The organism is Acutalibacter sp. LFL-21 (genome assembly GCF_025630755.1).
Taxonomy (GTDB): domain Bacteria; phylum Bacillota; class Clostridia; order Oscillospirales; family Acutalibacteraceae; genus Acutalibacter; species Acutalibacter stercoravium.
The window spans coordinates 13,166-26,547 of sequence record NZ_JAOTNT010000006.1 but is presented as its reverse complement, the minus strand read 5'-3'; the positions used below and the strand labels follow the sequence as shown (position 1 = coordinate 26,547).

The 13,382-nt window shown below is 60.8% G+C and carries 13 protein-coding genes; 11 read left to right on the top strand and 2 right to left on the bottom strand.

The features are described 5' to 3' along the window. The first annotated feature begins 96 nt into the window (after nt 1–96). The 7 genes from ODJ80_RS08330 (at nt 97) to ODJ80_RS08300 (ending at nt 7,271) form a co-directional block, all read left to right on the top strand. Nucleotides 97–1,059: a uroporphyrinogen decarboxylase family protein gene (locus tag ODJ80_RS08330; protein WP_263041726.1), complete on the top strand. Its 963-nt coding sequence runs from the start codon at nt 97–99 to the stop codon at nt 1,057–1,059. 13 nt (nt 1,060–1,072) lie between these two features. Further along, on the top strand, nt 1,073–1,990 hold the full coding sequence (locus tag ODJ80_RS08325) for an aldo/keto reductase (RefSeq protein ID WP_263041725.1): 918 nt from the start codon (nt 1,073–1,075) through the stop codon (nt 1,988–1,990). Between the two features lie 173 nt (nt 1,991–2,163). Beyond that, nucleotides 2,164–2,700, top strand: coding sequence for an RNA polymerase sigma factor (locus tag ODJ80_RS08320; protein WP_263041724.1), 537 nt, complete (start codon nt 2,164–2,166; stop codon nt 2,698–2,700). After that, entirely contained in the window at nt 2,690–4,297 is a 1,608-nt protein-coding gene (locus ODJ80_RS08315; protein ID WP_263041723.1) for a DUF4179 domain-containing protein, read from the top strand. The genes ODJ80_RS08320 and ODJ80_RS08315 overlap by 11 nt, the downstream gene beginning before the upstream one ends. Before the next feature lie 172 nt (nt 4,298–4,469). After that, a complete protein-coding gene (locus ODJ80_RS08310) occupies nt 4,470–5,573 on the top strand; it encodes a helix-turn-helix domain-containing protein (protein ID WP_263041722.1) in 1,104 nt (367 codons plus the stop codon). A gap of 1 nt (nt 5,574) precedes the next feature. Further along, nucleotides 5,575–6,489, top strand: coding sequence for an ABC transporter ATP-binding protein (locus tag ODJ80_RS08305; RefSeq protein ID WP_263041721.1), 915 nt, complete (start codon nt 5,575–5,577; stop codon nt 6,487–6,489). Beyond that, nucleotides 6,486–7,271, top strand: coding sequence for an ABC transporter permease subunit (locus ODJ80_RS08300; protein WP_263041720.1), 786 nt, complete (start codon nt 6,486–6,488; stop codon nt 7,269–7,271). The genes ODJ80_RS08305 and ODJ80_RS08300 overlap by 4 nt, the downstream gene beginning before the upstream one ends. A 107-nt stretch (nt 7,272–7,378) precedes the next feature. On the opposite strand, the gene arfA is transcribed toward ODJ80_RS08300, so the two are convergent. Continuing rightward, nucleotides 7,379–8,899 (bottom strand): arabinosylfuranosidase ArfA, encoded by a 1,521-nt coding sequence (arfA, locus tag ODJ80_RS08295; RefSeq protein WP_263041719.1) that lies wholly within the window; start codon nt 8,897–8,899, stop codon nt 7,379–7,381. Nucleotides 8,900–9,084: 185 nt separating this feature from the next. Between arfA and ODJ80_RS08290 the strand changes: the two genes are divergently transcribed. The 4 genes from ODJ80_RS08290 (at nt 9,085) to ODJ80_RS08275 (ending at nt 12,922) form a co-directional block, all read left to right on the top strand. Then, a complete protein-coding gene (locus tag ODJ80_RS08290) occupies nt 9,085–9,396 on the top strand; it encodes a hypothetical protein (protein WP_263041718.1) in 312 nt (103 codons plus the stop codon). Nucleotides 9,397–9,479: 83 nt separating this feature from the next. Next, nucleotides 9,480–9,857, top strand: coding sequence for a cytidine deaminase family protein (locus tag ODJ80_RS08285; protein WP_178864675.1), 378 nt, complete (start codon nt 9,480–9,482; stop codon nt 9,855–9,857). A 50-nt stretch (nt 9,858–9,907) separates the two neighbouring features. Beyond that, nucleotides 9,908–12,475 (top strand): alpha-L-rhamnosidase, encoded by a 2,568-nt coding sequence (locus ODJ80_RS08280; RefSeq protein WP_263041717.1) that lies wholly within the window; start codon nt 9,908–9,910, stop codon nt 12,473–12,475. A 12-nt stretch (nt 12,476–12,487) separates the two neighbouring features. Beyond that, nucleotides 12,488–12,922, top strand: coding sequence for a GNAT family N-acetyltransferase (locus ODJ80_RS08275; RefSeq protein WP_263041716.1), 435 nt, complete (start codon nt 12,488–12,490; stop codon nt 12,920–12,922). Nucleotides 12,923–13,042: 120 nt separating this feature from the next. Here the strand turns inward: ODJ80_RS08275 and ODJ80_RS08270 are convergent, their stop codons facing one another. Beyond that, nucleotides 13,043–13,240, bottom strand: a complete 198-nt coding sequence (locus ODJ80_RS08270; protein WP_178864678.1) for a hypothetical protein — start codon at nt 13,238–13,240, stop codon at nt 13,043–13,045. Nucleotides 13,241–13,382 lie beyond the last annotated feature (142 nt).

Here is a 13,382-nt window from a genome sequence, read left to right as displayed (position 1 = left end):
GGCGGTTCCCAGGGAATATTTTGGGGAAAGCCGGAAGCAGCGGTGAAGGGCAGAAGGCCCGGCCGTTGAAAAGCGTCAGGAAATGGAGAGGTGTGTATGAACAAAGTGGAACGGATGCAGGCTGTTTTTGCAGGCCAGGAACCGGACCGGGTCCCCGCGGGGTTTTGGTTCCATTACCCCCAGGGGCTCTCCCTGGAGGAGCGTGCCCAGGCCCATGTGGATTTGTGCCGCAGTGTGGGGACAGATATAATCAAAATCATGGATGACAACTTTGGCCGGTTCTTCACCCAGGGCATCCGCATCGAGAAGGCGTCGGATTGGAGGCATATCCGCCTGCCGGGGAAGGACTGCGCCCACTACCGGCATATGACTGGGCTGATCCAGCGCATTTTGGACAAGTCCGGGGGAGAGGCCATGGTGTTCCCCACCATGTGGAGCCCCTTTAAGATCGCCTCTTTCACCTATACCGATGGGGGAGGCACAGACCAGCAGTTCATGGCCCATTGCAAGGAAGATCCGGCTTCTGTGCTGGAGGGGGTTCGTGCCCTGACGGAAACGCTGCAGGAGTGGGCGCGGGACTATCTGGAGCTGGGCAGCAGCGGCTTGTACTATTCCGGCCAGTTCAGCGAGCCCCAGCGGTTTTCTGAAGAGGAGTGGGCCCGGCTGGTCAAGCCGTCGGATCTGGCGGTGCTGGAAGTGACCAAGGAAATCCCTGGCAAGTACAACATCGTCCATATCTGTGGCGAGATGGAGTTTGGCTTCCAGTCCTCCCCCCGGCGGTATGCGGGGTATCCTGGGGACCTGTTCAACTGGGACGTCCACCGAGCGGGCCTGTCCTTGGAGGAGGGGCGGAAGTTCTTTCAAAAGCCCATCCTGGGCGGCCTGGACAACCACGGAGTGCTGGTGGAAGGCAGCCTGGAAGCGATCCGCCAGGAAACCTTGAAGATTATCAAGGCAATGGGAAAGCGCGGCTTCATGCTGGGGGCGGATTGCACCGTCCCAGGAGAGATCGACTGGGCCCGCCTGCGGGCAGCCGTGGAAGCCGCCGCGGAAGTATAAGGAGGAGATCATCGTGAAACAGCTTTCATTGGGAGGCGTGCTGCAGGCCCCGGCCATCGCTTTGGGCTGCATGCGCATCAATTCTTTGGAGAAAAGCCAGGCCAACCATCTTTTGAACACCGCCCTGGAAAACGGGGTGAACTTTTTCGACCACGCCGATATTTACGGCGGCGGGGAAGCGGAGCGCTTTTTCGCCCAAGCCCTTCCCATGACCCCCTCCCTGCGGGAGAAGGTGCTTATCCAGTCCAAGTGTTCCATTCTGCCCGGCGTGGCCTATGATTGCTCCAAGGAGCATATCCTGAAGGCGGTGGAGGGCAGCTTGACCCGTTTGAACACCGAGTATCTGGATGTGCTGCTGCTCCACCGGCCCGATGCCCTGCTGGAACCGGAGGAGGTGGCCGAGGCATTCCGCGTTTTGAAGGAGTCCGGCAAGGTGCGGCATTTCGGCGTCAGCAACCACAGCCCGGGGCAGATGGCCCTGCTGGAACAGGCCTGTGGGGAAAAGCTGCTCATCAACCAGCTGCAGTTGAGCATTGCCCACTGCCCCATGATCGACGCCGGACTGAATGTGAACATCGAGAACGACCGGGCCTTGGACCGGGACGGGGACATTTTAAACTACTGCCGCCTGCGCGGCGTCACCATCCAGGCATGGTCCCCCTTCCAGTACGGCATGTTCCAGGGCACCTTCCTGGGCAGTGAAAAATTCCCAGAGCTCAACGCCGCGATCGGCCAGTTGGCGGAGAAGTATGGGGCCACCCCCAACGCCATTGCCATCGCCTGGATTCTGCGGCATCCCGCCAAGATCCAGGCCATTGTGGGCACCACCAACGCCCAGCGCCTGGCGGGCATCTGTAAAGCCGCAGAGATTCAGCTCACCCGCACAGAGTGGTACGGCCTCTACCTGGCGGCGGGGAAGAAGCTGCCGTGACAAGTGCCCAAGCCCATGAAAAAGCCCTCCTTTTGGGGGGCTTTTTGTGTTTTCCCCCTTCGGGAATGGGGAGAGGCGAAAGATAGAAAAAATTTTTCGGCTGTCACCTTTTCCACCTGGGGCGGCTCTAACAGGTGTACCGGTACAAAGGAAGAGAAAAAGGAGGTGGCGGAATGGAACAAGAGCTGCTGCGCCTGGTGCGAAAATCCCAAAAGGGCGACCGGGAGGCGTTCACCCAGCTGCTGCTGGAGTGCGAGCAGATGCTCTCCCGGGTGGCAATGGCCATTCTGCAAGATCCGGAGGATGCCGCCGACGCCGTGCAGGACGCTGTTCTGGCGGCCTGGGAAAGCCTGGGGCAGCTGCGCCAGCCCCGATATTTCAAAACTTGGTTGGTGCGCATCCTGCGGAACAAGTGCTACCGCATCGGCGTCCTGCGCAATAAGCACAGCCACACCCAGCTGGAGGAAGCCCTCCGTGGAGAGGAATCCCCCGATTGGGACCGGATGTTGGATGTGAACGCCGCGCTGGGCAGCTTGGCGGAGCAGGACAGGATGCTGCTGGGGCTGTTCTACTGCGATGGCCTCTCGGTTCGGGAGATTGCCCAGGCCCTGGAAGTCAGCGAGGCTTGCGTCCGCCAGCGGCTGCACCGGGGAAGAAAGCGGTTTCAAACCGCCTATTTAGAGAAGGAGGAGCTTTGCCATGAAAAATGATCGGAAACAGGCGGCGGAGATCCGCGCGTATTTTGCGGAGGAGCCTGTGCCGGAGCCGGTCCACCGGCGCCTTTTAGAGACCTGCCGCGCCCTGGAGCCCCGGCCCCAGCCTGAAAAGCGCCGTTTCCCCTGGAAGCGCCTGGCGGTTTCTGCCAGCAGTGTAGCGGCGGCCTTTCTGGTGCTGTGCGGCACAAACGCCGTCAACCCCGCCTTTGCTGAGAGCCTCCCCTTGGTGGGGCGGGCCTTCCAGCTCTACAACAGCCGGTCCAAGCTGGCGGTGGGAAGCTATGTGGGCACTTATCCCCATGTGGACCAGCCCAACGCCCAGGCTTTGGCGGAGGAGGGCGGCATGGTTCTGACTTTGGCGGAGGCGTACAGCGATGGGAAATTCATCCACCTTTCCTTTGTGCTGGAGGATGTCCCCCAGCAGGTGAGCGAAGATTTGGACTGCCTCAGTGGCCGGATGGAAGCCCAGGTGAACGGCGTCTCCCTGGAGGAAGCCTATCTGAGCCTCTACCCCCAGGGGGAAACCCTTGCCGGCACAGTGTCCCTGGCCCTGCAAGCGGATGCCTCAGAGGGGGAAAAACTGGAGCTTTCCTACCGGGTGGGGGACCTGACCCGTTCCTATAAAGACTACCAGCAGGAGGAAAGCGTGGATGGGGCTTTTTCCGGCCAAATCACTGTTACGGTGGATACCAGCCACAATCAAAGGGTGGAGGACTTCACCAGCAACGGAGAGGTACAGGTCAATTGGGTGGAGGCCACCCCTTCCTATACCCAAATCAATTACACCATTCCCAACTGGGGGCAGAGCGGCGGTCAAGTGGACTACCCCGCCCTGTTCCTGCCGGACGGCACCCGTGTGCAGGGCAGTTTGGAGGGATTTGCCTCCGGCGAGGTTTCCCCTCAGGACACCGTGACCACCACTGCCTGGTTCGACGGCCTGCCCAACGGGACCCAGCAAGTCATCCTGCGGTTCTTTGACGAGCAGTGCCCCGAGTGGCAGCCTGGCTCGGGCCAGGCGCCCATGTTCTATCCCGGCGGCGGGGAAGCGGTGGAGGTGCGGGTGCTGGCCGAGGCCACCATCGACCTGTCCACCGGAGAGGCATCTCCCTCCCAGACCTACCAGGAGGAGGGGCTCTCCTACGCTGGCGATTACCGCCAGTGCTTCCGCTCCCTCCGCTGGATTCTGCCCTTCGACGACGGAGATATGGCCCGGCTGGGCCAGGCGGATTGGAGCAGTGTTACCGCCATTCCCGGGCTGTTCCAGAATGGGAAGACCCTGTGGTCCCTGGTCTATGACAAGGAGAATGGCCAAATGGAGGTGCGGTTTGCCACTGACGGCCCCGCTCCGGAGGGGGTTTGGAATGTAACGGTTACCGGCGAGGACGGCACTGTGGCGGCTCAGGGTACCCTTTCCCCAGATGGGGCAGCTCTGTGCCAGGCCGGGGACAGCTCCTATTATGAGTGGGGTGCCGTCTTGGAAGCCCAGGAAGAGCTCCGGTTGCTGGAGACGGTCACGGTTACCTTGTCCGGCCCGGATTCCGGGGAAACCGCATATCAACGAGAGGTGCGCCTCTCCGAGCGGGAGTGGTGACCCGGCCGCAAAAGAAGAAACGATACAATCCCCCTGGCGGGCGTCCGTGCTGCCAGGGGGATTGTGCTGCGGGCGGAGTTTCCCGTTGAGAAACTTTTCCCGGGAAAGTTTCTTTTTCCTCCCTTGCTTTTTCCCCTGTGCCCTCGTAGAATAGTGCCAAGAGGTGAGAGCGATGGACGGACTGGGATTGGGCGCGGTAATCCTCGCCCAGCGCAAACGGCAGGGCTGGACCCAGGAGGATCTGGCAGCCCGCATAGGCGTTTCCAAAGGGGCGGTTTCCAAGTGGGAGACCGGGCAAAGCTACCCGGACCTTCCCCTGGTGCCCCGGCTGGCGGCGCTGTTTCACATCACCGTGGACGAGCTGCTGGACTACCGCCCCCAGCTGAGCCGGGAGGAAATCCGCCGGCTGCACCGGGAGCTTTCCAGGGAATTTGCGGAACGGCCCTTTCCAGTGGCCTGCGCACACTGCCGGGAGCTGGCCGCGCAATACGCCAGCTGTGCCCCGCTGCTGCTCCAGCTGGGAAGCTTGTTTCTCAACTATTTGGGCCTGGCCGGGAAGACCCAGCCACTTTTGCAAGAGGCCCTTGCTCTGTTTTCCCGTGCCCAGGAGGTTTCTCAGGATGCCTACCTGTGCAGCGAGGCAAGGAACATGGAAGCCTATTGCCTGCTGTGTCTGGACCGCCCTCAGGAGGCTCTCTCCCGCTTGGGGGAGGATTGCCGCCGGGCAAGCCCTTCGGAAGCCATACAGGCCATGGCCTATTCCCGCCTGGGACAAACGGAAAAAGCCCGGCAGGTGCTTCAAGTGGGCATCTACAATGCCCTTGTTCTGCTGTTTAACGATTTGGGAAACTATCTGCAGCTGTGTCAGGGAGAGGATTTCCTTCTTGCCTGCCGCCGGGCCCAGGGGCTGGTTCAAGCGTTCGCAGTGGAACGCCTCCACCCTGGATTGGTGTTCCCCCTTTATCTGCTTATGGCCCAAGGCTGGATAAAGAGAGGCGAGAAAGACCGGGCGCTGGACGCTTTGGAACAGTATACGGCCTTGGCTTCGGGGCCCATTTTCCCCATGCGGCTGCACGGGGATGAATTCTTTAACCAGCTGGAAGGCTGGCTGGATCAGGCCCTGGAGCTGGGGGATTACCCTCCCCGGGAGGAGTCCGTTATCAAGCAAAGCCTGGTGCGCAGCGTCACAGAGGCGCCGGATTTCTCCCCCTTGCGGGAGGAGCCCCGGTTTCAGGCTCTGGTGCGGCGGCTGAAGGAACATTTGGAGGAACAATGACATGGAAGCGGTACGTTTAGAAAGGCTTTCAAAAACCTATCCTGGTGGAAAGCGGGCGCTGAAAGGCGTCACCCTGCGGTTGAATCCGGGAGAGGTCTTTGGCTTCTTGGGCCCCAATGGGGCGGGAAAGACAACCACTGTAAAGATTTTGACCGGCATTGCCCTCCCCAGCGGGGGAAGCTGCCGGGTGCTGGGGATTGATCCAGCCCAGCGGCCGGAGAAGGTCCACGCCCTGGCCGGGGTTGTCACAGAGCATGCGCAGATGTACGACAGCCTCACCGGCCTGGAGAATCTGCGGTTTTATGGAGCGGCCTTTGGGCTTTCTCCCAGCGAGTGCGAGAGCCGGGCGAAAGCCCTGCTGCGCCAGCTGGATTTGGAAGAGGCGGAAAACCGAAGGCTGGCCGCCTATTCCACCGGAATGCGGCAGCGGCTTTCCCTGGCCCGTGCGCTGCTTCACCGGCCGCAGGTGCTGTTTCTGGATGAGCCCACTTCCGGCCTGGACCCGGAAAGCGCCCACAATGTCAACGGGATGATCCGGGATCTGGCGGGGCAGGAGGGAATCACCGTGTTTTTGTGCACCCATCAGCTGCGCTACGCCCAGGAGATCTGCACCCGGTACGGCCTTTTAGAGGAAGGGGAGCTCTTGGCGGAGGGCACTTTGGAGGAGCTGCGGGCCCAGGTGCTCTCCGGTTTTACCCTGCGGGTGCGGGCAAGCCTTGTGCCGCCGGGCTTGGGGCTGAAGCAGGTGGGGCCGGAAGAGTACGAAGGAGCCCTTTCCCAAGAGGAGGAGATCCCGCCGGTGGTTCGGAACATCGTGCAGGCAGGAGGGGATGTGTACGCGGTGTCGGCCCAGCGCCCCACCCTGGAGGACATCTATTTTGCTTTGACCCAGTGTGGAAAGGGGGAAGCGGTATGAGTCGGGCGATGCTGGCAATCATTCACAAGGATTTTCGGGGTGTCACTTCCAATAAACGGCTGCTCCTGCCCCTGCTGATCGTCCCACTTGTAATGACCGTGGCGATCCCTTCCATCCTGATGGCAGCTTTGCTGGCCTCTCCCAATGACCCGGACCTGCAGGTCCTTCTGAGCAAGCTGCCAGCGGAGCTGGTGGGGGATGACCCGTCTAGGGCCCTGGCAGAGCTGATGTTCAACTCAATTCTGCCGGTGTTTTTCCTGATGATCCCCATTATGACTGCTTCCATCATGGCGGCCAGCTCCTTTGTTGGGGAAAAAGAGCGCCACACGCTGGAAACCCTGCTCTACTGCCCCATGACCCTTCGCCAGATCTTCCGGGCCAAGGTGCTGGCGGCATTCTTGTTGAGCATGGCGGTCTCTTTGGCCTCCTTCCTGGTCATGTGCTTGGTGCTGGAAATCGAGGCCCTGGCCCTTCTGGGGACGCTGCTTCTTCCCGGCGTGAACTGGCTTATGATGCTCTTTCTGCTGGCGCCAGCCGTTTCCATGGTGGCGGTAACTTTGATTGTGCGGGGATCTGCCAAGGCCAAAAGCGTGGAGGAGTCCCAGCAGAGAGCGGTGTTCCTGGTGATCCCTGTGGTGCTTCTGATTGTAGGGCAGTTCACAGGCGTGATGCTGCTGAGCCCCTGGATTCTGCTGGGGCTGGCCGCCGTCTGTGCGCTGGCGGCTATCCTGCTTCTCAAAGGGGCTGTGGCAGGGTTCACATACGAGCGCATGTTGGGGTGAACCCCTTCTGCCACAAAAAAGACAGCGAAAGGGCCAGAGGCTTTGTCCTCTGGCCCTTTCGCCTTTCTACGCCCCAGGGCGCAGGAGAATATGTTTTGAAAACCTGGTCAATTTTTACCCAGCCGGATCACGTTCCAGCTGGCCTTGCCCAGCCTGCTCTGAAGCAGGCCGTCTTTCAGCTCGTCCCGGTCCGTGACGGTCTTGGGCAGTACGGTCTGGCGCCCGGCGGAGTTCACGGCTTTCATGTCATCGTGCTCCAACACGATGTGCTCCAGCAGCCGGTAGCCCGCAAAGCTCTTCACATCCGCTTCCAGCACGATGTCTTCCTCCAGATCCCGGTTCACGGCGAAGATGGTCAGTTCTTCCTTTTCATCGTTCCATACGGCTACGCTGTCCACATCGGTGACGTCGGTGAAGTCCATGGTGTCGTGCTTAGAGGACCGCAGGGAGGGGTTCAGCGCGATGCCCCGGCCGTACTTGCTGGCGTGGAGGTAGGGGTAGTAGATGGTCTGCTTCCAGGCCGGGCCGTTCTCCTCCGTCATAATGGGGGCAATGACGTTCACCAGTTGGGCCAGGCAGGCCATACGCACCCGGTCAGAGTGCTTTAGCAGGGTAATAAGCATCAGCCCCACCAGCAGGGCGTCCTCAAAATCATAGTGGTCTTCCAACAGATGGGGGGCCACGCTCCAGGGGCGGTTCTGCATGGTGTCGTCGTCGGCCTCGTTGGCGTGGAACCACACGTTCCACTCGTCAAAGCTGAGCATGATATCCTTCTTGGAGCGCTTCTTGGCCTTGACGAAGTCGCAGGTGGAGATGATGGTGCGGATGAAGTGGTCCATGTCGTCAGACTGGGCCAGGAAATTCCGGGTGTCGTTGAAGCGGTTGCCGTAGTAGGTGTGCAGGGAAATGAAGTCCACGCTGTCATAGGCCTCCTCCAGCACAGTGGCCTCCCACTGGGGATAGGTGGCCATGCCCGTGTTGGAGCTGCCGCAGGCCACCAGCTCCAGGCTGGGGTCAATCTGCTTCATGGCCTTGGCGGTCTCGTCAGCCAGGCGGCCATACTCCCGGGCCGTCTTGTGGCCGGTCTGCCAGGGGCCGTCCATCTCATTGCCCAGGCACCACACCTTGATGTTGTGGGGGTCCTTCACCCCGTGGGCGATACGCAGGTCGCTGTACTTGGTGCCGGAGGGATGGTTGCAGTACTCCAGCAGGTTGCAGGCGGCGTCAATTCCCCGGGTGCCCAGGTTCACAGCCATCATCAGGTCCGTGCCGGCCTTTTTGCACCAGGAGGAGAACTCGTTGACGCCCACCAGGTTGGGCTCGGTGCTGCGCCAGGCCAATTCCAGCCGCCGGGGCCGGTCCGCCACAGGGCCCACGCTGTCCTCCCAATAGAAGTTGGAGACAAAGTTGCCGCCGGGATAGCGGACGATGGGCACGCCAATTTCCTTCACCAGGTCCAGCACGTCCTGGCGGAAGCCCTCCTCGTCAGCAGAAGGATGCCCGGGCTGGTACACGCCGCCGTAAACGGCCCGGCCCAAATGCTCCACAAAGGAGCCGTAGATGCGCTTGTCCACCCGGCTGATGGGAAAGTCTTTGTCCAGGGTGATGCGGGCAAATTTCTTATCCATAGGAAAACTGCCTTCCTTTCCAAAACAGAGTTGTCCGTACAAATCAGACCTCTTTAATCATAGGCGAAACGCGCGGAAAAGTCAATGGATTTTCGATATTTTCCTGTTGTCCCCGCCGCTGCGTGGACATCCGCTTTCCCCCGTGCTACAATACAGGTAAACCGCCCGGAAAGGAGAAAGAAGCAATGGCATACCCCGAAAAAGAAGTGGTGAAGCAGTGGCTGGACGCTTTGGAAGGGCTTCCGGTCCAGCTGAAAAAGATGTTTGGATGCCTGTGTGTCTATTGCGGCGGGCAGCCGGTGGGCTGGCTTCACGGCCGGGTGTTCTCCCTGCGGGAAGTGGGGCTCTCCTCCCTGCCGGGGGACCTCCGCCGCCCCCAGCCGGGCGGCCCCATCCAAGAAATCCCCATCCCTCTGGAGCGCGCCGGAGAAGGCTGGCTGGCGCAAGCGGTGAAAGAAACGGCCCAACGCCGCAGGGAGGAAAAAGCTTCCCCGTAAAGTTTCGTCCCAATTTTGTAAAAAACCGTTCTGGTTTTTTGAGGCGTTTCCAGCTATGATTTTCAGTGAAATGAGGTGCCAAGATGGAATTTACAAAGCTGTATCAAAAGGCCGTGGAGGTGCTGAACCCCCGGCAAGTTTCAGAAAGCCTAGAGGCTGGCGGCGTGGCTGCCGCTTTGGTCACGGACAAGGGCAATGTATACCGGGGTGTGTGCATCGACACTGCCTGCAGCCTGGGCTTCTGCGCGGAGCACGCTGCCGTGGCCGCTATGCTCACCGCAGGAGAGGACCGTGTGGAAAAAATTGTGGCGGTGGGGTCCCAGGGGGATATCATGCCGCCCTGCGGCCGCTGCCGGGAACTGCTGATGCAGCTGGGAAATCCCGATGCCCTGGTGCTGGTGGCCGAGGATACCGCTGTAAAGGTGAAGGACCTGCTCCCCTTTTATTGGCAGGAGGAGTGAAAAATTAAGACAGGGGGCACAGCGCCCCCTGCATAGAAGGAGGAATTGTTTTGAAACTGACCCATCTGCGTGTCAACCATGTGGAGACCCCCTTGGGCCTCTTTTTGGAGCGCCCGGTGTTCTCCTGGGTAGCTGAGGATACCCAGAACAAGCGGCAGCAAAGCGCCCAAGTGGTGCTCCGGCGCCTGCCCGGCGGGGAGACCGTCTACGACAGCGGCCGGCAGGAGGATTTGTCCTCTCTGGGTGTTGAGGCCCCAGTGGGGCTGGCCCCCCGCACCCGCTACCAATGGCAGGTCACCGTCTGGGGGGACGGGGGAGACTGCGCCACGGCCTGCTCCTGGTTTGAGACCGCCAAAATGGACGAGCCTTGGGTAGCCCAGTGGATTGCCGCGGATTTTGCGGACAAAGAGGTTCAGCCCCTGCTGGTGAAGGACTTTTTCCTGCCGGAAGAGGTGGAGAGCGCCCGGGCCTATGTGTGCGGCCTGGGCCTTTACGAGCTCTCTGTCAACGGCCGGAAAGCCGGGGACGAATTTCTTCTCCCGGGTTACCATTGCTATGACTTCCAGCTGGAGTACCAAACCTTCGACCTGACCCCCTTGCTGAATCAGGGGGAGAACGCCATCGGCCTGGCCCTGGCTCCCGGCTGGTACAAGGGAGACATGATCTTCGACCGCTATCACAATTTGTACGGGGATACCATGCAGGCCATCTGCGAGGTGCATGTCACCTTGCGGGACGGTACGGAGCAGGTGATCGCCTCTGACCTGACCTGGAAGAGCTATCCCTCTCCCGTCATCTTCAGCAACATCTACGACGGCGAGCATTACGATGCCCGCAGGGAGCTCCCCGGCTGGAACAGGCCCGGCTGCCAGGCCCCGGCCTCTGGGGTGGTTCCTGGCACGGAGAAGGTGGAAAAGCTGGTGGCCCGCATGGGACCCAAGATCGTGAAGAAGGCCAGCTTTGCCCCCAGGGTGCTCCACACCAAGAGGGGAGAGACGGTGCTGGACTTTGGCCAGAACATGACCGGCTGGGTGGAGTTGGACGTAAACGAGCCTGCGGGCACGGAGATTGTGCTGACCTACGGAGAAGTGCTCCAGGATGAGTGCTTCTACCGGGACAACCTGCGCACTGCCAAGGCGGAGTACCGGTATGTCTCCAACGGGAAGCCCACCCACGTCCGGCCCCACTTCACCTTTTACGGCTTCCGCTATGTGAAGGTGGAGGGCGTGGCCCAGGTGGCTTCGGAGCGCTTCACTGCCTTCCACATCCGCTCGGACATAGACGCCACCGGCTCCATCGAAACGGCGGACCCCCGGGTCAACCAGCTGTTCCACAACGCCCTGTGGGGCCAGTTTGACAACTTCTTGGATATCCCCACCGATTGCCCCCAGCGGGATGAGCGCCTGGGCTGGACCGGCGACGCGGCCATCATCTCTGCCACCGCCTGCAAAAACCTGTACATGCCCGCCTTCTTCCACCACTTCATTCACCAGGTGGGGCTGGAGCAAAAGCATTACCAGGGCTCGGTGCCCTTCTTTGTGCCCGCTCCCAAGGCTCCTGATGAAGCGGACGCCTTCTGGCTCTCCGGCAACGGGGACGGCTGCGCCATTTGGAGCGACGTGGCCACCATGATGCCCTGGGCGGTTTATGAGACCTACGGGGACCTGTCCTTGCTTCGGAAGGAATACCCGGTGATGAAAGCCTGGGTGGAGCGCATCCGCCAGGATGATGAAGCTGACGGCGGGCGTGGCTTATGGCTGCGGGGCCGCCAGCTGGGCGATTGGCTGGCCCTGGACCGGGAGGACGGGGATACCCAGAACCCCTATGGCGCCACGGACCTGCCCTACACCGCCACGGCGTTCTACTACTACTCCACCACCCTCACCGCCAAGGCGGCCCGGGCTCTGGGATATGTGGAGGACCAGCAGGGATATGAGGCGCTGGCCCGGAAGATCAAGGCAGCGTTTTTGCAGGAGTATTTCCACCAGGACGGCAGCTTGCGGGTGCATCCCACCCAGACAGCCTGTGTGCTCAGCCTGTTCTTTGAGCTGTATCCAGAGGGCCGGCGGGAGCAAGTGCTCCGCACCCTGGAGGAACTCATCCACGCCAGCGGCGGCCACCTGAACACCGGCTTCTGCGGCACGCCCTTCCTGTGCCGTGCCCTGTCCGAAAACGGCGCCAACGACTTGGCCTATGCCCTGTTCCTCAACGATGACTACCCCAGCTGGCTGTACGAGGTGAAGATGGGCGCCACCACTGTGTGGGAGCGCTGGAACTCCATCCTGCCGGACGGCTCTATCAGCGGCACGGGCATGAACAGCCTGAACCACTACGCCTATGGGTCCATTGTGGATTGGATGTACCGGAACCTGATGGGCCTCAGGCCGGTGGAGGAGGCTCCCGGCTACAAGAAGGCGCTCATCTGTCCCATGCCGGACCGGCGCATTCCCTGGGCCAAGTTAAAGCAGCGCACCGCCGCCGGGGAGTACCGGGTGGAGTGGCGCTGGGAGGGGGATGCCCTTCACGGCAGCGTCACCGTCCCCTTCGACTGTCAGGCCACCCTGCTGCTGCCCGATGGGCGCCGGCAGGAGCTGGCCGCCGGAACATTTGTGTTTTAAGGAGGCTTTGGAATGCTGGAATTTCGCAGTGTGGACCGGAATAACTTCCGGGATATTTTGAAGCTCTCCGTAGGGGAGGGGCAAGAACACTTTGTGGCCACTAACGCTTACTCCCTTTCCCAGGCCAAGGCCCAGCCGGAGTGCGTGCCCTTCGCCATCTACGACGGGGAGACCCTGGTGGGCTTCTGCATGTACGGCATGGACGTGGGCGACCGCGAGTATTGGATTTACCGCCTGATGATCGACAGGGCATACCAGTCCCGGGGCTATGGGCGCGAAGCGCTGTCCCTGCTGCTGGAACGCCTTCAGGCGGATTCTTCCCACCACATGGTGTACCTCAGCTGCAACCCGGAAAACGCCTGGGGCCGGGCCCTGTATGAAAGCGTGGGCTTCCAGCCGGACGGCCGGGAGGTCCATGGGGAAATCGTGTACCGGAAAGTGTGGTAAGGGAGAAAGGCGCCTCAAAAAAGCGGGGAACCGGTGGATGACCGGCTCTCCGCTTTTCCATTTGAGAAAAAGAAAATGGGTTGGCAGAACGCCAACCCATTTTTCTTTATGTTCTGTTTCTTACTCGGCAACAGAAGAAGTGCTGACCTCAGAGGTCTCAGAGGCCACGGAGCTGGTAGAGCTGGTGCTCTCCTCAGCGGCGGAAGAAGTGCTGGTGGTGCTGGAGGTGCCGCTGGTGGAGCTGGTGTTGCCGCCGGAGCAGGCAGCCATACTCAGAGCCAGAGTCAGAGCCATGATAGTAGCAAGAACTTTCTTCATTGTGAGTTTCCCCTTTGTTTCAAAAAGATTTGTTAAAGACAGTCCCTCTCAGGCCAACGCCTGCGGGAAAGTTCTCAACCGGATCAGGCCCGGTTGTTTAACGATACGGAGTATAAGGGGTATTTGTTACAAAGCCATTATG